The sequence below is a fragment of the Methylobacterium mesophilicum genome (genome assembly GCF_036441335.1).
Taxonomy (GTDB): domain Bacteria; phylum Pseudomonadota; class Alphaproteobacteria; order Rhizobiales; family Beijerinckiaceae; genus Methylobacterium; species Methylobacterium mesophilicum_B.
Genome location: NZ_MLBW01000015.1, coordinates 368,462 through 386,893, shown reverse-complemented (window position 1 = coordinate 386,893; position 18,432 = coordinate 368,462). Strand labels below are relative to the sequence as shown.

The 18,432-nt window shown below is 73.4% G+C and carries 17 protein-coding genes; 14 read left to right on the top strand and 3 right to left on the bottom strand.

Annotation, left to right across the window (positions count from 1 at the left end; all coding sequences use genetic code 11):
* Together MMR14E_RS11455 and MMR14E_RS11450 are read right to left on the bottom strand one after the other, a co-directional pair.
* A complete protein-coding gene (locus MMR14E_RS11455) occupies positions 1–1,710 on the bottom strand; it encodes an IlvD/Edd family dehydratase (protein WP_331314325.1) in 1,710 nt (569 codons plus the stop codon).
* Entirely contained in the window at positions 1,707–2,870 is a 1,164-nt protein-coding gene (locus tag MMR14E_RS11450; protein WP_331314324.1) for an aldose epimerase family protein, read from the bottom strand. The genes MMR14E_RS11455 and MMR14E_RS11450 overlap by 4 nt, the downstream gene beginning before the upstream one ends.
* 161 nt (positions 2,871–3,031) lie before the next feature.
* Between MMR14E_RS11450 and MMR14E_RS11445 the strand changes: the two genes are divergently transcribed.
* The 13 genes from MMR14E_RS11445 to MMR14E_RS11380 all read left to right on the top strand — a co-directional run bounded on the left by MMR14E_RS11445 (position 3,032) and on the right by MMR14E_RS11380 (position 17,076).
* Positions 3,032–4,357, top strand: a complete 1,326-nt coding sequence (locus MMR14E_RS11445; protein WP_331314322.1) for a sugar MFS transporter — start codon at positions 3,032–3,034, stop codon at positions 4,355–4,357.
* A gap of 26 nt (positions 4,358–4,383) precedes the next feature.
* Positions 4,384–5,247, top strand: coding sequence for an SMP-30/gluconolactonase/LRE family protein (locus MMR14E_RS11440; RefSeq protein ID WP_331314320.1), 864 nt, complete (start codon positions 4,384–4,386; stop codon positions 5,245–5,247).
* Between the two features lie 436 nt (positions 5,248–5,683).
* Positions 5,684–6,805, top strand: a complete 1,122-nt coding sequence (locus MMR14E_RS11435; RefSeq protein ID WP_331314318.1) for an NAD-dependent epimerase/dehydratase family protein — start codon at positions 5,684–5,686, stop codon at positions 6,803–6,805.
* On the top strand, positions 6,802–7,878 hold the full coding sequence (locus tag MMR14E_RS11430; RefSeq protein WP_331314317.1) for an SDR family NAD(P)-dependent oxidoreductase: 1,077 nt from the start codon (positions 6,802–6,804) through the stop codon (positions 7,876–7,878). Before MMR14E_RS11435 ends, MMR14E_RS11430 begins: the two co-directional genes overlap by 4 nt.
* Complete coding sequence (locus MMR14E_RS11425; RefSeq protein WP_331314315.1) at positions 7,875–9,182, top strand: TIGR04295 family B12-binding domain-containing radical SAM protein; 1,308 nt, start codon at positions 7,875–7,877, stop codon at positions 9,180–9,182. The genes MMR14E_RS11430 and MMR14E_RS11425 overlap by 4 nt, the downstream gene beginning before the upstream one ends.
* 286 nt (positions 9,183–9,468) lie before the next feature.
* A complete protein-coding gene (locus MMR14E_RS11415; protein ID WP_331314313.1) occupies positions 9,469–10,581 on the top strand; it encodes a CgeB family protein in 1,113 nt (370 codons plus the stop codon).
* Positions 10,578–11,681 carry a CgeB family protein gene (locus tag MMR14E_RS11410; RefSeq protein WP_331314311.1) on the top strand — a complete coding sequence of 368 codons (1,104 nt, stop codon included), beginning with the start codon at positions 10,578–10,580 and terminating at the stop codon, positions 11,679–11,681. The genes MMR14E_RS11415 and MMR14E_RS11410 overlap by 4 nt, the downstream gene beginning before the upstream one ends.
* A gap of 11 nt (positions 11,682–11,692) precedes the next feature.
* The gene (locus MMR14E_RS11405; RefSeq protein WP_419539335.1) at positions 11,693–12,781 is read left to right on the top strand and encodes a CgeB family protein; all 1,089 of its coding nucleotides are present in this window, start codon (positions 11,693–11,695) and stop codon (positions 12,779–12,781) included.
* A gap of 15 nt (positions 12,782–12,796) precedes the next feature.
* The gene (locus tag MMR14E_RS11400; protein ID WP_331314307.1) at positions 12,797–13,804 is read left to right on the top strand and encodes a UDP-glucuronic acid decarboxylase family protein; all 1,008 of its coding nucleotides are present in this window, start codon (positions 12,797–12,799) and stop codon (positions 13,802–13,804) included.
* A gap of 27 nt (positions 13,805–13,831) precedes the next feature.
* Complete coding sequence (locus MMR14E_RS11395) at positions 13,832–14,914, top strand: inositol-3-phosphate synthase (RefSeq protein ID WP_331314305.1); 1,083 nt, start codon at positions 13,832–13,834, stop codon at positions 14,912–14,914.
* A gap of 88 nt (positions 14,915–15,002) precedes the next feature.
* Positions 15,003–15,398: a histidine phosphatase family protein gene (locus MMR14E_RS11390; RefSeq protein WP_419539334.1), complete on the top strand. Its 396-nt coding sequence runs from the start codon at positions 15,003–15,005 to the stop codon at positions 15,396–15,398.
* On the top strand, positions 15,395–16,168 hold the full coding sequence (locus MMR14E_RS11385) for a TIGR04290 family methyltransferase (protein WP_331314304.1): 774 nt from the start codon (positions 15,395–15,397) through the stop codon (positions 16,166–16,168). Before MMR14E_RS11390 ends, MMR14E_RS11385 begins: the two co-directional genes overlap by 4 nt.
* A complete protein-coding gene (locus MMR14E_RS11380; RefSeq protein ID WP_331314302.1) occupies positions 16,165–17,076 on the top strand; it encodes a beta-xylosidase in 912 nt (303 codons plus the stop codon). The genes MMR14E_RS11385 and MMR14E_RS11380 overlap by 4 nt, the downstream gene beginning before the upstream one ends.
* 230 nt (positions 17,077–17,306) lie before the next feature.
* Here MMR14E_RS11380 and MMR14E_RS11375 read toward each other — a convergent pair whose 3' ends face one another.
* Complete coding sequence (locus MMR14E_RS11375) at positions 17,307–17,528, bottom strand: DUF6894 family protein (RefSeq protein WP_331314300.1); 222 nt, start codon at positions 17,526–17,528, stop codon at positions 17,307–17,309.
* Between the two features lie 241 nt (positions 17,529–17,769).
* Here MMR14E_RS11375 and MMR14E_RS11370 point away from each other — a divergent pair, with 241 nt between their 5' ends.
* Positions 17,770–17,976 (top strand): hypothetical protein, encoded by a 207-nt coding sequence (locus MMR14E_RS11370; protein WP_331314299.1) that lies wholly within the window; start codon positions 17,770–17,772, stop codon positions 17,974–17,976.
* The last annotated feature ends 456 nt before the right edge of the window (positions 17,977–18,432 follow it).

Genomic DNA, 18,432 nt, shown 5'->3' with positions numbered 1-18,432 from the left:
TCAGTGGTTGTCGCGCGGCACGCCCCGCGTCTGCGCGATGCGCTGGAACGCCTCCGCGCCCTCCAGGATGGCCCCGGTGTGCATCTGGCCTACCGCGGCGCGCTGCATCGCCTGCCAGGGCGTCTGCGCGGCCGGGTAGGCGTAGCCGCCGGCCGCCTCCAGGGCCGCGCGCCGGCGCGCGATCTCGTCGGCGTCGACCAGCATGTCGAGGATCGACGGCGAGCCGGAGGTGCCGGACTGGCGCCCGTCGCCGAGGCAGGGCAGCGCCTGCACGCCGGCCCGGATCAGCCGCGCGGGCGGGCGCATGTTCACCACCTCGGCGGCGCCCGGGTAGCCCACGGGCCCGGCCCCGCGCATGACCAGGAGGGTCTCCCCGGTGATGCCGAGGCTCGGGTCGTCGATCCGGGCGTGGTAATCCTCCGGCCCGTCGAAGACCACGACGGGGCCCTCGAAGGCGTCCGGATCCTCGGGGTTCGACAGGTAGCGGGCGCGGAAATCGTCGCCGATGACGCTGGTCTTCATCACCGCGGCGTCGAACAGGTTGCCGCGCAGGACCAGGAAGCCGGCCGCCTCCTTCAGGGGCCGGTCGATCGGCCGGATCACGTCCTCGTCCTCGATCGCGGCGCCGCGGCAATTGTCGCCGAGGGTGCGCCCGTTCACCGTCAGCGCGCCCTCGCGGATCAGGCCGCGGCGCATGAGCTGCGCCACCACCGCGGGCAAGCTGCCGGCGCGGTAGTAATCCTCGCCGAGATAGGCGCCCGCCGGCTGCAGGTTGACGAGGAGCGGCACGTCGAGCCCGTGGGTCTGCCAGTCCGCGATGTCGAGCGCGACCCCCATGTGGCGGGCGATCGCCGCGAGGTGGATCGGCGCGTTGGTCGAGCCGCCGATCGCGGAATTGACCGCGATGGCGTTGAGGAAGGCGTCGCGGGTCAGGATGTCGGAGGGCTTCAGGTCCTCCGCGACCATCTCCACGATGCGCTTGCCGGTCCGGTAGGCGGCCTCCTGCCGGTCGCGGTAGGGCGCCGGGATCGCGGCCGAGCCGGGCAGCATCATGCCGAGCGCCTCGGCCAGCGTGTTCATCGTGGTCGCCGTACCCATCGTGTTGCAGAAGCCGGTCGAGGGCGCCGACGAGGTGACGAGCTTGATGAAGCCGTCGTGGTCGATCTCGCCCGCCGCCAGCATCGCGCGGGCCTTCCAGACGATCGTGCCCGAGCCCGTGCGCTGGCCCTTGAACCAGCCGTTGAGCATCGGCCCCACCGACAGGGCGATGGCCGGGATGTTCACGGTGGCGGCCGCCATCAGGCAGGCCGGGGTGGTCTTGTCGCAGCCCGTGGTCAGCACCACGCCGTCGAGGGGGTAGCCGTAGAGCAGCTCCACGAGGCCGAGATAGGCGAGGTTGCGGTCGAGGCCGGCGGTCGGCCGCTTGCCGGTCTCCTGGATCGGGTGGACGGGGAATTCGAGGACGATCCCGCCCGCCTCGCGGATGCCCTCGCGGATCCGCTCCGCGAGGACGAGGTGGTGGCGATTGCACGGGGACAGGTCCGAGCCGGTCTGGGCGATGCCGATGATCGGCTTGCCCGAGCGCAGCTCCTCCAGGCTGAGCCCGAAGTTCAGGTAGCGCTCCAGGTAGAGCGCCGTCATGTCGATATTGTCGGGGTTGTCGAACCACGCGCGCGAGCGCAGGGGCCGTGCAATCGGTCGGTCGGTCATTTCTGGGTCCGGTGGGCGGGGCTGGTCGAGAAGCGGTAGGTGATCACGTTCCGGTAGGTCTTGCCGGGATCGAGCCGGGCCGAGCCGAAGGCCGGCCGGTTCGGCGTGTCGGGGAAGAGCTCCGGCTCCAGCGCCAGGGCGTCCGACTGGCGGTAGGCGAGGCCGGACTTGCCCACCGCGGTCGCGTCGAGGAAGTTGCCGGCGTAGAACTGGAGGCCGGGCTGGTTGCTCGCCACGTCGAGGACGCGGCCCGAGTCCGGATCCTCGACCCGCGCCACGGGGTGCGGCTCGGCCGTGGGCGCGTCGGTCACGACCCAGTTGTGGTCGTAGCCGCGCCCGCGCACGATCTGAACGTCCCGCCCGTCGCGGATCCGCGCGCCGATCACCGCGGGCTCGCGGAAGTCGAAGGGCGTGCCGGCCACCGGCAGGTGTTCCCCGGTCGGGATCAGGGTGGCGTCGACCGGCGTGAAGCGCTCTGCCGGGATGGTCAGGGTCTGGTCGAGGATCGAGCGGCCCGAGCCCTCGCCCGCGAGGTTGAAGAAGCTGTGGTTGGTCAGGTTGACGATGGTCGGCTTGTCGGTCGTCGCCTCGTAGGTGACCGTGAGCGTGTTCGTGTCGTCCAGCGCGTAGGTGGCGGTCGCCGTCAGCGTGCCGGGATAGCCCTCCTCGCCGTCCGGGCTGACGTAGCGGAGGGTCACCGACGGGGCCGCGCCGCCCTTGACCGCGGTGATCGTCCAGAGCCGCTTGTCGAAGCCGGCCGCGCCGCCGTGCAGGGCGTTCGGGCCGTCGTTGGTGGCCAGCGTGTAGGCCCGGCCGTCGAGGGTGAAGCGCCCGGCGCGGATGCGGTTGGCGTAGCGCCCGACGCTCGCGCCGAAATAGTTGCCCCTGGCCAGGTAGGAGGCGAGGTCGTCGTAGCCGAGCACCACGTCGGCGGCCTTGCCGGACCGGTCCGGCACGTCGAGGCTCCGCAGCAGCGCCCCCCACGACAGGATCCGCGCCGTGATGCCCTTGCCGTTCGTCAGCGTCACCTCCTCGACCGTCCGTCCGTCCGGCAGCGTGCCGAACACCGTCCGGGTCGGCTCGGCCGCCCGCGCCGGGTCCGGCGTCAGGCCCGGCAGGGCCGCACAGGCGCACAGCGCCAGGGATCCCACTCCTCGCATCGCGTTCTCCCCCCTCGTGATTCAGCCCGCCGCGCCGGTCCTGCGCCGGTCCACGACGGGGCGCGCGGTTGACGTCCGCGAACCCGGTATATACTCAGACAAATAAAAGGGACAACACGGGACCCCGGCAAGGCGGCCCGAAAGGCAGAGGACAACGCCGGATGGCTGGACCGATCGCGACCGCGGGGACCGCGGCGCCCCGGACGGGGGCGGAGGCCGCGCGCGACCGGGGCGGCTACCGCCCGGCCCTGTCGCTGCTGGCGAGCCTGTTCTTCATGTGGGGCTTCATCACGGTCATCAACAACACGCTGCTGCCGCACCTGCGCAGCGTGTTCGACCTCGATTACACGCAGACCACGCTGATCGAGTCCGTCTGGTTCATCGCCTACTTCGTCGCCTCGATCCCGGCGGCCAAGCTGATCGAGCGCGTCGGCTACCAGCGCGCCCTGGTGACGGGGCTGGGCATCATGGCGCTGGGCACCCTCGGGATGATCCTCGCCGCCCACCGGGTCTCCTACGCGATCACGCTCGCGGCCCTGTTCGTGATCGCCAGCGGCATCACCCTCCTGCAGGTCGCCGCGAACCCCTACGTGGCGGTGGTCGGCCCGGCCGAGAGCGCCCCGGCGCGGCTGAACCTCGTGCAGGCGTTCAACTCCCTCGGGACGACCCTGGCGCCGCTGTTCGGCGGCTACCTGATCCTCGGCCGCTCGGCCTCGGGCAACGCCGCCGCCGGCGCCACCCTGACCCCGGCCGAGCGCCTCGCCGACGCGCAGTCGGTGCAGCTGCCCTACCTGATCGTGGCGGTGATCCTCGTCGTCCTCGCCGTGGTCATCGCCCGCTTCCCGCTGCCCGCCATGGGTGCCTCCGGCGGCGCCACGGCCCGGGCCGCCAGGGCCGAGCGCGCCGGCCTGTCGCTCTGGCGCCACCGCAACCTCGTGCTCGGCGTGCCGGCGATCTTCATCTACCTGATCGCCGAGATCGGGGTGTCGAACCTGTTCATCAACTTCGTGTCGCAGCCCGAGATCGGCGACCTGACCCACGCCCAGGCCTCGCGCTACCTGTTCCTGCTCTGGGGCGGCATGATGGTCGGCCGCTTCGTCGGCAGCTACCTGATGCAGCGGTGCCCGGCCGAGACCGTCCTGGCCGGCGCGGCGGTCGGCGCCTGCGCGGTGATGCTCGTGGCGACCTTCGCCACCGGCCACCTCGCCCTGTGGGCGCTGATCTCGGTCGGCCTGTTCCACGCGATCATGTTCCCGACGATCTTCACCCTGGGCATCCGCGGCCTCGGCCCGCTCACCGAGGAGGGCGCCGGGCTGCTGATCATGGCGATCGCGGGCGGCTCCCTGGTCGTGGTGCAGGGCTGGGCGGCGGACCGGTACGGGCTGCAGCACGCCTTCCTGATCACCGCCGCCTGCGAGCTCTACGTCCTGTTCTACGCGCTCTGGGGCTGCCGGACCGGCGCCGCATCGCGGCCGGCCGGCGCCTGAGCGTCGGCCGGGCGAGGGGCACGGCCATGGACCCGCGGATCCGCATCCTCGATCGGCCCCGCCGCGACCGGCTCGGCGAGGGCCCGGTCTGGGTTCCGGAACGGGGCGTGCTGTTCTGGGTCGATATCGAGGCGCCAGCCCTGAACTGGCTCGACCTCGCCGTCGGCGCGACCGGCACGCGGCCGTTCCCGGAACCGATCGGCTGGATCATCCCCCGCGCGGGCCGGCGCGACTTCATCGTCGGGCTGAAGAGCGGCTTCGCGACCTACGATCTGGAGGCCGGTCGCCTCGCGCCGATCGGCGACCCCGAGCCCGACGATCCGGACAACCGCCTGAACGACGCCAAGGTCGACGGCGCCGGCCGGATCTGGGCCGGCAGCATGCACCAGGCCGAGACCGCGGTCTCGGGCGCCCTGCACCGGCTCGATCCGGACCTGACGTGGCGACGGATGGATACCAGCTACGGCGTCGCCAACGGGCCGACCTTCAGCCGCGACGGCCGGATCCTCTATCACAGCGACAGCGCCGCCCGGACGGTCTACGCCTTCGACCTCGCCGCCGACGGGGCGCTGACGGGCAAGCGGCCCTTCCTGCGCTTCCCCGACGACTGGGGCTGGCCCGACGGCATGACCACGGATGCCGAGGGCTGCCTGTGGATCGCCCACTGGGGCGGCGGCCGGATCAGCCGCTTCGATCCCGACGGGCGCCTGCTGCGCGCGATCCCCCTGCCCGCCCCCAACATCACGAGCTGCGCCTTCGCGGGCCACGGCCTCGACCGGCTGTTCGTCACCTCGGCGGCGCGGGGGGCCGAGCACGTGCCGGAGGCCGGCGCGCTGTTCGAGCTCGACGTCGGCGTCGCCGGCCTGCCGCCCCGCGCCTTCGCGGGCTGACGGACCCGGCGCCTAGGACAACAGGCCCCTGCGGCGATCTTCCCCCTCCCCCGGCGGGGCCGGTTCCCCGGCGGCCGGGGAGCGGGATGCCGGGGCCCGCGCGTGGCAACGGGCCCCCGGATCCCGCGGCGGGGCCGCCGCGGCATGTGCCCGCGCGGTGCCGGCGAGGCCCGGCCAGTACATCCGGTCGGGCTTTGCTGAGGGAATAGGTCGCTGATCGTCGCCCTCCGCCGCGGCCATACTGGCCGCGCCCGCGGATCGACTGCCGCACGATGATCCGTTGTTGACGACAGATGAGCGGCCGTATTTATTCGTTTTCGCCGTTATAGTCCCGCTTGCGGCCGAACAAATTCGGCTCTTAACTTGAGTTATTTCATCGGGACGGGATTCCCGATCTACATAGCTTTAAGTCCTTGCAGGGGAGTTTCCACGCCTCGTGCCGGAATCCGTGCTCATTACCGGTGGTGCTGGCTTCATCGGCCGCCACCTCTCCGCCGAGCTGCTGCGCCGCGGCTACCGCGTGCGGGTGCTCGACAGCCTGATCGAGCAGGTCCACGGCGGCGAGACGGGCCCCGGCGGCGCCGGGGCGCTGCCGCCGGAGGTCGAGTTCCAGGCCGGCGACGTCCGCGACGGCGCCGCCGTGGCCCGCGCCCTGTCGGGCATCGACCGGGTCGTCCACCTCGCGGCCGAGGTCGGCGTCGGCCAGAGCATGTACGCGGTAGAGCGCTACGTCTCGGTCAACGATTGCGGCACGGCGGTCCTGTTCCAGCAGCTCATCGACGCCCCGGTGAAGCGCGTGGTCGTGGCCTCCTCGATGAGCATCTACGGGGAGGGGCTGTACCGCGCCTCGGACGGGTCGACCGCCGAGGAGGTGGTGCGCCGCCCGCGCCGGTCCGGGGAGCCCTGGGACCCCCTCGACGGGCATGGGCAGCCGATGCGGCCGATCCCGACGCCCGAGACGAAGCGGCCGGCGCTCGCCTCGGTCTACGCGCTGACCAAGTACATGCAGGAGCGCCTGACGCTCACCCTCGCGCCCGCCTACGGGATGGAGGGCGTGGCGCTCCGCCTGTGGAACGCCTACGGGCCGGGCCAGGCGCTCTCGAACCCCTATACCGGCGTGCTGGCGATCTTCGCGGCGCGCCTCCACAACGGCCAGCCGCCGATGATCTTCGAGGACGGCGCGCAGCGGCGCGACTTCGTCCACGTGGAGGACGTCGCGCAGGCCTTCGCGCTGGCCCTGGAGCACCCGGCCGCCGCCGGCCAGGTCTACAACGTCGGCAGCGGCCAGGACCGCACGGTCAGCGAGGTCGCCCGCCTGCTCGCCCGCGCGATGGGCCGCGCGGAGATCGCGCCGGAGGTGACCGGCCAGGCGCGGCTCGGCGACATCCGCCACTGCATCGCCGATATCGGCAAGATCCGGCGGGAACTCGGCTACGCGCCGCGCCGCGACTTCGCCGAGGGGCTCGCCGAACTCGCCGCCTGGGTGGCCGAGCAGCAGGCCGTCGACCGCGTCGCCGAGGCGCGGCGCGAGCTCGAAGCGCGCGGTCTCGTCGCGTGAGCGGCCGGCCGATCCTCGTCACCGGCGGCGCCGGGTTCATCGGCGCCAACCTGTCCGACAGCCTCGCGGCCGACGGCCACGCGGTGATCGTCTACGACATCCTCTCGCGCCCCGGCGTCGAGGCCAACCTCGCGTGGCTGCGGCAGCGCCACGGCGGCCGGATCGTCCCGATCGTCGCCGACATCCGCGACGTCCAGGAGCTCGGCCGCGCGGTGGCGGAGGCCGGCGCGGTGTTCCACTTCGCCGCCCAGGTGGCGGTGACGACGAGCCTCGTCGCGCCCCGGGCCGACATGGAGATCAACCTCCTCGGCACCGTGAACCTGCTGGAGGCCCTGCGGGCCGAGGCGCGGCCGGTGCCGCTCCTCTACGCCTCGACCAACAAGGTCTACGGCGACCTGCCCGACATCGCCCTGGAGGCGGTCGGCGACGCCTATCTGCCGGCCGATCCGGAGCTGCGCCGGCGCGGCATCGGCGAGACCCGGCCGCTGGATTTCCACACGCCCTACGGCTGCTCCAAGGGGGCCGCGGACCAGTACGTCCTCGACTACGCCCGCAGCTTCGGCATCCCGGCGGCGGTGATGCGGATGAGCTGCATCTACGGGCCCCGCCAGATGGGCAACGAGGACCAGGGCTGGGTCGCCCACTTCCTGATACGGGCGCTCGCCGGCGAGGCGGTCACGCTCTACGGCGACGGACGGCAGGTGCGCGACATCCTGCACGTGCGCGACGTGGTGGCGGTCTACCGGGCGGCGCTCGCCCGCATCGACGCCGCGGCGGGCCGCGCCTTCAACGTCGGCGGCGGCCCCGGCAACGCCGTGAGCCTGCTGCAGCTCCTCGACCATGTCGGCGCCCTGCTGGGGCGCCCGGTGGCGCGCAGCTTCCAGGCCTGGCGCCCGGGCGACCAGCGCTACTACGTCTCGGACACCCGCCGGGCGGTCCAGCGGCTCGGCCTCGCCCCCTTCACGGCCTGGCGCGACGGCGTCGCCGACCTCGCCGGCTGGCTCGCCGCCGCGCGCGCACCGTCGGACGGCGCGGCACCGATCGCGGCACCGATCGCGGGAGCGGCCGCGTGAGGGTCGCCCTGGTCAACCCGCCCTGGGACTTCCGCAACAGCATCTATTTCGGCTGCCGCGAGCCGCACCTGCCGCTCGAGCTCGGCTATTCCGCGGCGCTGCTGGCGGCCGCCGGCCACGAGACGCTGCTCGTGGACGCGCATCTCGAGGGCCTGACCGCCGGGGCCGCCGCCGACCGCGTGGCCGCCTTCGCCCCCGCCATGACGGTGGTGGCGACCGCCCCCACCTACCTGTTCTGGCGCTGCGCCCCGCCGGAGCTGCGGGTGCCCCGCCTGTTCCTCGACACCCTGGCGGGCCGGGGCGGGACGACCGTGGCGGTCGGCCCCCACGGCTCCGCGACGCCGCGCCCGGTCCTCGACAAGCTCGGCTGCGCGGTCGTCATGCGCGGCGAGTGCGAGGAGGTCGTCGCCCGGCTCMCCGGCCTGCCCGACCTGCGCCCGGACACCCTGCGGGCCGTGCCCGGCCTCGCCGTCCGCGACGACGGGGCGGTCGCGGTGACCGGCCCGCCCCAGGCGGGCCGCTTCACCGATCTGCCGGCCCTGCGCTGGCCGGATCACTGGATCGCCCGGCACCGGCACCACCACCACCGGTTCGACGCCGCGCCGGACGGCCCGGGCGCGGAGGTCGAGGCCTCGCGCGGCTGCCCCTACACCTGCTCGTTCTGCGCCAAGATCGACTTCCGCGACGCCTATCGCCGCCGGGAGCTCCCCATCGTCCTCGACGAGATCGACGGGCTGATCGCGCAGGGCGTCACCTACGTCTACTTCGTCGACGAGATCTTCCTGCCGCAGAAGCCGCTCCTGGAGGCGCTGGTCGCCCGGGACCTACGCTTCGGGATCCAGACCCGGATCGACCTGTGGAAGCCCGACCTGCTCGACCTCCTCGGGGCGGCGGGCTGCGTCTCCATCGAGGCCGGGATCGAGAGCCTGACCGAGGCGGGCCGCGCCGCCCTCGACAAGCGCTGCCGCGCCTCGACCGACGACCTCGCCGAGCGGCTGATCCACGCGCGCCGCACCGTGCCGTTCGTGCAGGCGAACCTGATCGCGGTCGCGGGCGACGACCCCGACCTCGTGGCGGCGTGGCGCGACCGCCTGCGCGGCCAGGGCGTCTGGGCGAACGACCCGGTGCCGCTCTACCCCTATCCGAGCTCCCCGGATTACCGCCGCCTCTGGGGCGAGCCCGACGACCGGGCCTGGGAGCGGGCGCACGCCCACTACCTCGGCCAGTTCGCGCAGTTCAGCGAGATCCAGGACGAGCGCCCCCTGCCCCTGCCCGAGCTGGAGGCCGCATGCGGGTGCTGCTGAACCCCGCCCCGGCAGCGGCGCCGCACGTCCTGATGAGCGCGGACGCGGTGGGCGGCGTCTGGCAGTACAGCCTCGACCTCGCGGCCGGCCTGGTCCGGCGGGGCCTCGCCGTGACCGTGGCGGTCCTGGGCCCGGCCCCCTCCGCGGCGCGGATCGCGGCNGCCGCCGGAGCGGCCGCGGCCGATCGCGCCGCCCGCTACGGGGTCGAGGCGATGACCGAGGGCGTGCTCGGGGTGCTGCGCGGCCTCCGCGACGGGGCGCCGGCCCGGCTCGGCGGGGCCGCGGCATGAGGATCGCCTACTTCACCCACTCGCTGGCCTCGTGCTGGAACCACGGCAACGCGCACTTCCTGCGCGGCGTCCTGCGCGAACTGCGGGCGCGCGGCCACGCCGTCGCGGCCTACGAGCCCGAGGGGGCCTGGAGTCTCGCGAATCTCCTGCGCGACCACGGCGCGGCCGGCCTCGACGCCTACCGGGCGGCCTATCCGGAGCTGGCGTCCGACCGCTACGCGGCGGTCGACGCGGTGGTGGAGCGCGTGGCGGAATGCGACCTCGTGCTGGTCCACGAGTGGAGCGAGCCGGCCCTCGTGGCGGCGCTCGGCGCCGCCCGGCGCCGCGGGGCGCGCTACACGCTCCTGTTCCACGACACCCACCACCGGGCGGTGAGCGCCCCGGCGGAGATGGAGCGCTTCGACCTCTCCGGCTACGACGGCGTGCTCGCCTTCGGCGAGACCCTGGCCGCCGTCTACCGGGCGAAGGGCTGGGGCCGCCGCGCCTTCGTCTGGCACGAGGCGGCCGACACGCGTCTGTTCCGGCCGCCTGCGGAAGAGGCGGCCCGCGCCGGCCTGATCTGGATCGGCAACTGGGGTGACGACGAGCGCAGCGCGGAGCTCGAGACCTACCTGTTCCGCCCGGCCGCGCAGGTCGGCCTGCCGCTGGACGTCTACGGCGTGCGCTACCCCGCGGCGGCGCTCGCGACGCTCGGGCGCACCGGCGCCCGCTATCACGGCTGGGCGCCGAACGCCGCCGCGCCCGGCCTGTTCGCCCGCCATCTCGCCACCGTGCACGTGCCCCGGCGCTTCTACGTGGAGCGGCTGCCCGGCATCCCGACGATCCGGGTGTTCGAGGCTCTCGCCTGCGGCATCCCGCTGGTCTGCGCGCCCTGGGACGACGCGGAAGCGCTGTTCCGGCCGGGCCTGGACTACCGCGTCGCCCGCACCGGCGCCGAGATGGAGAGCCACCTGCGCGCCCTCCGGACTGATCCCGAGCTGCGCCGCGCCCTCGCGGCCTCCGGCCTCGCCACGATCCGGGCGCGCCACACCTGCGCGCACCGGGCCGAGGAACTCCTGTCCATCGCCGCCGGCCTGCGGGCGCCCGCCACCCTGGAGGCCACCGCGTGAGAATCGCCTTCTACGGCTCCTCCCTGCTATCGTCCTACTGGAACGGCGCCGCCACCTATTACCGGGGCATGCTCGCAGCCCTGGCGCGGCACGGCCACACCATCACCTTCTACGAGCCGGACGCCTTCGACCGGCAGCAGCACCGGGACATCGAGCCGCCGCCCTACGCGGCGGTGACGGTCTACCCGGCGACGATCGAGGCGGCGCGCGCGGTCACCGCAGAGGCCGCGCGGGCCGACGTGGTCGTCAAGGCGAGCGGCGTCGGCGTGTTCGACGACGCGCTGCTCCAGGGCGTGATCGCGGCGTCGCGCCCCGAGGCTCTGCGGATCTTCTGGGATGTCGACGCCCCGGCGACGCTCGCCGAGATGCGCGCCGATCCCGACCACGCGCTCCGCCGCGCCCTGCCGGACCTCGACCTCGTGCTCACCTACGGCGGCGGCCCGCCGGTGGTCGCGGCCTACGAGGGCTTCGGCGCCCGCGCCTGCATCCCGATCTACAACGCGCTCGATCCGGAGACCCATTTCCCGGTGCCGCCGGAGCCGCGCTTCGCGGCCGACCTCGCCTTCCTGGGCAACCGCCTGCCGGACCGCGAGGCAAGAGTAGAGAAATTCTTCCTCGCGGCGGCGGCGCGCCTGCCAGAGCGGTCTTTCCTCATCGGCGGCAACGGCTGGGAGAGCCGCGGCCTGCCGCTCAACGTCCGGCATCTCGGCCACGTCTACACGCGCGAGCACAACGCCTTCAACACGACGCCCCTCGCCGTCCTGAACATCGCCCGCGACAGCATGGCGGCGGTCGGCTTCTCCCCCGCCACCCGGGTGTTCGAGGCGGCCGGCGCCGGCGCCTGCCTGATCACCGACGCCTGGGAGGGGCTCGGCCTGTTCCTCGACGAAGGGAGCGAGGTGCTGGTCGCCCGGGACGGGCGCGACGTCGCCGACCACGTCGCCGCCCTCACCCCGGAGCGGGCCCGCGCCGTCGGCGAGGCCGCCCGCCGGCGCATCACCGCCGAGCACACCTACGCGCACCGGGCGGTCGAGGTCGACGCGATCCTGCGGGCGGAGGCGGCCCGCAAGGCGGACGCGACCCGGCGGAGCGTCGCGTGAGCGCGCGCGCGATGCGCGTCGTCGTCCTGGGCCTGAGCCTGTCCTCGTCCTGGGGGAACGGCCACGCGACCACCTACCGGGCGCTCCTCAAGGCCTTCGCGGCCCGCGGCCACGCCGTCCTGTTCCTGGAGCGCGACGTGCCCTGGTACGCCGAGCACCGCGACCTGCCCGATCCGGGCTTCTGCGATCTCGCCCTCTACGCCGATCTCGACGGGCTCGACGCGCACCGCGCCGCCATCGCCGGGGCGGAGGCCGTGATCGTCGGCTCCTACGTGCCGGAGGGCATCGCGGCGGGGGCCCGCGTGCTCGACTGGGCCCGGGGAACCCGGGCCTTCTACGACATCGACACGCCCGTGACCCTGGCCGCCCTGGAGGCCGGCACCTGCGCCTACCTCGCGGCCGGGCAGATCCGGGATTACGACCTCTACCTGTCCTTCACGGGCGGCCCGACCCTGCGGCGCCTGGAGCGGGCCTACGGCGCGCCCGTGGCCGAAGCCCTCTACTGCTCGGTCGATCCCGAGGCGTACCCGGCTCTCGACCGAGCGGCGCGCTACGATCTCTCCTATCTCGGGACCTACAGCCCGGACCGGCAGCCCACGCTGGAGCGCCTGCTGATCGAGCCGGCCCGCCGCGCGCCCGAACTCCGCTTCGCGGTGGCGGGTCCGCAGTACCCGGCCGGGATCGACTGGCCCGCCAACGTGGCGCGGATCGAGCACCTGCCGCCGGACCGGCACCCCGACTTCTACGGGGCGAGCCGCTACACCCTGAACGTCACCCGCGCCGACATGGTCCGGGCCGGCTGGAGCCCGAGCGTGCGCCTGTTCGAGGCGGGCGCCTGCGGCACGCCGGTGCTCTCCGACGCCTGGGACGGTCTCGACACCCTGCTCGTCCCCGAGCGCGAGATCCTGCTGCCCGACGGTCCGGACGCCGTCCTCGCCGTCCTGCGCGGTCGCGCCGAGGCGGAGCGGCGGCGGCTGGGTGCGGCCGCCCGCGCGGCGATGCTGGCGCGGCACACCGCCGCCGCCCGCGCCGCGGAGTTGGAGCGCTATCTCTGCAGGGCGCGCGCGCCCGCGCCCGATCTCGCGATCATCGGTCACTAGGCACTCGGGAGAATGATGGTGGGAACCAGGAGCGGCATCCGAGTCCTCGTCGCCGGCGGCGCCGGGTTCATCGGCTCGCATCTGATCGACGCGCTCCTCGCCGACGGGGCGCGCGTCACCTGTGTCGACAGCCTGCTGACCGGGCGGCGGTCGAACCTCGCCCATCTCGCCAACGAGGCGCGGTTCGACTTCGTCGAGGCGGACGTGACCGAGCCGCTGCCGGCGCTGCCGCGGTTCGACCGGGTGTTCAACCTCGCCTGCGCGGCCTCGCCGCCGCACTACCAAGCCGACCCGGTCCACACGATGATGACCAGCGTGCTGGGCACCGGACGGCTGCTGGAAGTCGCCCGGGATGCCGGGGCGCGCTTCCTCCAGGCCTCCACCAGCGAGGTCTACGGCGATCCGGAGCGGCACCCGCAGCAGGAATCCTACTGGGGCAACGTCAACCCGACCGGGCCGCGGGCCTGCTACGACGAGGGCAAGCGCTCCGCCGAGACCCTGACCTTCGATTTCGAGCGCCAGCACGGCCTCGACATCCGCGTCGCGCGGATCTTCAACACCTACGGTCCGCGGATGCGCGCCGACGACGGCCGGGTCGTCTCCAACGTGATCTGCCAAGCGCTCGCCGGCGACGACATCACGGTCTACGGCAACGGCGAGCAGACCCGCTCCTTCTGCTACGTCAGCGACCTGGTGGACGGGCTCCTGCGGCTGATGGCGGCGGAGACGCCCCTCGCCGGCCCGGTCAACCTCGGCAACCCCCGCGAGCTGACGGTCGGCGCGCTGGTCGACCTCGTGGTGCGGATGACCGAGACGCCGTCGCGGATCGTGCGCCGGCCGCTGCCGGTGGACGACCCCCAGCGCCGCCGGCCGGACATCACCCGCGCCGAGACCCTGCTCGGCTGGTCGCCCCGGGTGCCCCTGGAGGAGGGGCTGGAGGCGACGATCGCGTGGTTCTCCCGCGAGATCGCCCCGCGCCGGGCCCGTCCGGCCATTAAGGAGCGCGCCGTTGTCGCCGGCTGAGCCACGCCCCGGGCGGCCGAGGCGCTGATGGACGCCGCCCCCATCCGCGTCGGCCTCGTCGGGATCGGCAACTGCGCCTCGTCCTTCGTGCAGGGGCTGCACCATTACCGCGACGCGGCGCCCGGCGAGCCCGTGCCCGGCCTGATGTCGCCGGATCTCGGCGGTTACCGGGTGCGCGACATCGCGGTGGTCGCGGCCTTCGACGTCGCCGCCGCCAAGGTCGGGCGCGACCTCGCCGCGGCGATCCTGGCCCAGCCCAACAACACGCAGGTCTTCGCCGCGGTGCCGGAGACCGGCGTCACGGTCCGGCGCGGGCCGACGCTCGACGGGATCGGCCGCTACCTCGAGGGCGTGGTGGCGGAGTCCTCCGAGCCGGTCGCCGACGTGGCGGCCGAACTGCGGCGCACCGGCACGCAGGTGCTGGTCTCCTACCTGCCGGTGGGCTCCCAAGGGGCGACCGAGTTCTACGCGGCCTGCGCGCTCCAGGCCGGCTGCGCCTTCGTGAACTGCATCCCGGTCTTCATCGCGTCGAACCCGGAATGGGCGGAGCGCTTCGCCGCGCGGGGGCTGCCGATCGTCGGGGACGACATCAAGAGCCAGGTCGGCGCCACGATCGTGCACCGGGTGCTGGCCAATCTCCTGCGCGAGCGCGGCGTCCGGCTGGACCGGACCTACCAGCTCAATTTCGGCGGCAACGCCGACTTCCTGAACATGCTGGAGCGCGAGCGGCTGGAATCGAAGAAGCTCTCGAAGACCCGGGCGGTGACGAGCCAGCTCGACGGAGCCCTGGCGCCGGGCGACATCCATGTCGGCCCGAGCGACCACGTGCCGTGGCTGACCGACCGGAAATGGGCGCATATCCGGCTGGAGGGCACCGCCTTCGGCGGCGTGCCCCTGAACATCGAGCTGAAGCTCGAAGTCTGGGACTCGCCGAACTCGGCCGGCATCGTGATCGACGCGGTGCGCTGCGCCCGCCTCGCCCTCGACCGGGGTCTCGGCGGGGCCCTGGAGGGGCCGTCGAGCTACTTCATGAAGTCGCCGCCCCGGCAGTTCACCGACGCCGAGGCGCGGGAGCGGACCCTGCGCTTCGCGGCGGGCGAGGGCGCGTGAGGGCGGTCGGCGCACCGGCGGGCGCTGGACCGGCCGCCCGGTCGCTGNGGCGAGCCCGCGCGCGCGCGCCGCCGAGACCGCCGCGCCGATCGCCGCGGCCCTCGGCCTGACGGTCGCGACCGAGCCCGACCTCGACGAGATCGAGACCGGCGCCTGGACGGGCCGCGGCTTCGACGCCCTCGCGGCCGATCCCCTCTGGGCCGCCTGGAACGCGGAGCGCGCGACCGCCCGCCCGCCGGGGGGCGAGAGCATGGCGGAGGCGCAGGGACGTATCGGCCGGGTCCTCGCCCGCTTCGCGGCGGACGGCGCGCCCGTGATCCTGGTGAGCCACGGCGACGTCATCCGGGCCGTCCTGCTCGGACTCCTCGGCCTCGGCCTCGACGCCTACGACCGGATCGTCGTCGACCCGGCCTCTCTCAGCGAACTCGCCCTCTGGCCCGGCGGCGGGCGGGTCGTGTCGATCAACGAACGGACCGCGCCATGACGGCCGAAGAGCTGCGGCGGCGGGCCGACGCCCTCGGCCCCTGGTTCCACAACATCGACCTCGGCGACGGCGTCTGGACCGCCCCGGACCATTTCCTCGGCGACTATCCGGGCGTGAAGTGGCGGCGCTTCGCCGACGCGCTGCCCGCCGACCTCACCGGCAAGAGCGTCCTCGACATCGGCTGCAACGGCGGCTTCTACGCCATCGCGATGAAGCGGCGCGGCGCGGCCCGCGTGCTCGGCCTCGATTCCGACGACCGCTACCTCGCCCAGGCCCGTTTCGCCGCCGCCCGGCTCGGCCACGACATCGAGTTCCGCAACCTCTCGGTCTACGACGTGGGGGCCCTGGGCGAGCGGTTCGACGTGGTGCTGTTCATGGGGGTGCTCTACCACCTGCGCCACCCGCTGCTGGCCCTCGACCTGATCCGCGAGCACGTGGCCGGCGACCTCCTGGTGTTCCAGTCGATGCTGCGCGGCAGCCGGGCCGTCGAGCCCGTCGCCGAGGATTACGATTTCTGGGACATGGACCCGTTCGAGCGGCCCGGTTACCCGCGGATGCACTTCGTCGAGCGCGCCTACGCGCATGACTGGACGAACTGGTGGATCCCCAACCGCGCCGGCATCGAGGCGATGCTGCGGGCGAGCGGCTTCGCCATCGCGGCCCGGCCCGAGGCGGAGGTCTATCTCTGCCGCACCGCGCCGGTCCCCTACGGGGTGGGGGCCGCATACCCCGCGCGGGCGCGGGCTCACGGACGCGGGGGAACGCGATGATCGACTCGGTGATGCTCTGGAACGAGCCCAACAACAAGTCGCACTGGGATCCCGAGATCGACCCCGACTGGCTGCTCTTCGCCGAGATGGCCAAGGAGGCGGGCCACGCGGTCCGGGCGGCGAACCCGAACCTGCTCCGCGTCCTCGGCGGCATCTCGCCGATCGACCCGGTCTTCATCCGCAACATGGCGGGCCGCGGCGTCCTCGACGCGGTCGACGCGGTCGCGGTGCACGGCTTCCCCCTCGACTGGAACCTGTGGTCGATCCACGACTGGCCGGCCAAGCTGGAGGAGATCCGCGCGGTCACCGACCTGCCGGTCTGGGTCTCGGAGGTCGGCGTCTCGACCTTCGGCGCCGAGGAGGTCCAGGATTGGGGCCTGCGCCGGACCCTCGAGCTGCTCGCCGGCCGGGCGCCGCGGATCCACTGGTACAGCCTCTACGACCTGCCGCGGGAATGGGAGGCCACCACCCGCCACAAGGAGGCCGAGGGCTCCTCGTACTACCGGCACTTCCACATGGGCCTGCTCCGGCAGGACGGCACCCCGAAGATCGCCCTGGAGAGCTTCGCCCGCCACGCGCCGGAGATCGGCCTGTGCCAGTGGTTCCACTTCGAGGACCACCGGCTCGACGAGGCCGTCGCGTGGATGAAGCGGCTCGGCGTGCGCTACCTGCGCACCGGCCTGTCCTGGGCCGACAGCTTCCGCCCCGGCGCGCTCGACTGGTTCGACCGGCAGATGGCGGCGCTGCGGGATTTCGACGTCACCGTCACCTTCTGCTTCACTCCGGAGCACCGGGGGATCTCGCCCCACCACACCAGCGCGCCGCTGGTCCGCACCGAGTTCGCGGAGTTCTGCGCCGCCATGGTCCGCCGCTACGCCCCCGCGCCCCGGCCGGGCACGACCTGGTAGGGCGCGCCGCGCGCCGGCCGGGTGCGGGCCGAGCGGTCGCGGGCCGCCCGTTTGCCAGCAGTCGCGGGAACGTGCGCGCGTCTCATCCGGATGGGGGATGCGGGTGCCGCGTCCCGGGTCTACGGTCGGGCCTTCTCCGAGACGAGATCACCTCAAGCCCGCCCGGCCAGGCCGCGGCGGGCTTCTTGTCGGGCGCCGCCCGGCGCCGTGCCGGGCGTCCCGGGCAGGCGCTACCGCCGGATCGGCAGCCGGTGGCGGGCGTAGCCGGCGGCATCGCGCACGACCAGGCTCCAGGACCGGTCGGGATCTTCCGCGCAGACCTCGTCGGCCATCTCGGCGATGACGCTGCGCGCCTCGGCCATGGCCTCCTCCAGGCTGCCGACCTCCACGCCGTCGTCGTCCCGGATCGTCTCCTCGCCGCTCTCGAGGTCGAAGTAGAAGCGCTCGGACACCGACCTCCCCCCTGCTGCCGCCCCGCGGCGATCGTCCGGATATCTCTACGTAGTGCGAAACACGACTGGGAAAGGTCTTCGGCTCGATAAACCTTAATGTATCTAAAACATGGAGTTTGCCCGGTACTACGCGAGCCGGCCGAGATTCCGCTCACGGTATCGCTTACAAGAATGTCCAGCGTCCCCCCGCCGTCGTCCGACGGCCCGGAGCGGTGGCGCGCCTGAGCCGGGGCCCCGTGACATGTCGACCTCCGCCAACCCGCCCAACCCGAGCGCCGAGACGGCCGCGCTCCGCAAGGACAAGCTGCGCGCGCACATCAGGAGCGTTCTGTCGACGATCCGGTCCCATCATACGGCCCGCGGGGCGTCGTCGATCCGCACCACGGGCTACGTCCTTGGCGGGTGGTTCTGCGGCGCGGCTGCGGCGTCGATCCCGCTTTTTACGTAGCAACGGTCCATCCAAGGGATGTGTTTCATGAGGCGCCGCGAACCGGCGCTTCGAACGGCGTCCCATGGCAGAGAACACCCAGATCCGGTCCCATATCCGCGGCGTGCTGCTCCGATTGATGCGGCGGCTGCGCGAGCGGGCCGGCTGACGGGGCCTCTTCGAGGCCCGGGGGACGGTCAACAGGAGGCCGTCGCCCGACGGCCCGGCCTCCCTGACCGCCGAGCCGCGTGATGAGCAGACCGCGTCGGTGCGTGCGACGGTCCACGCGACGGTGCATCGTGGGCGTGGCCTCCGGCTCGGGGGCGGCGCCCGACGCTCCGATCCCCGCCCGCGATGCCGCCCGGCGGACCGGTCGGAAGGCGGGACCGAAGCCCCCGAGAATCCGCAGGACGACCCGCATTTCGCGCGCGAATAATCGGTCTCGTGCAGCCTTTGCGCCGGAAGGCGCCGTCTTCG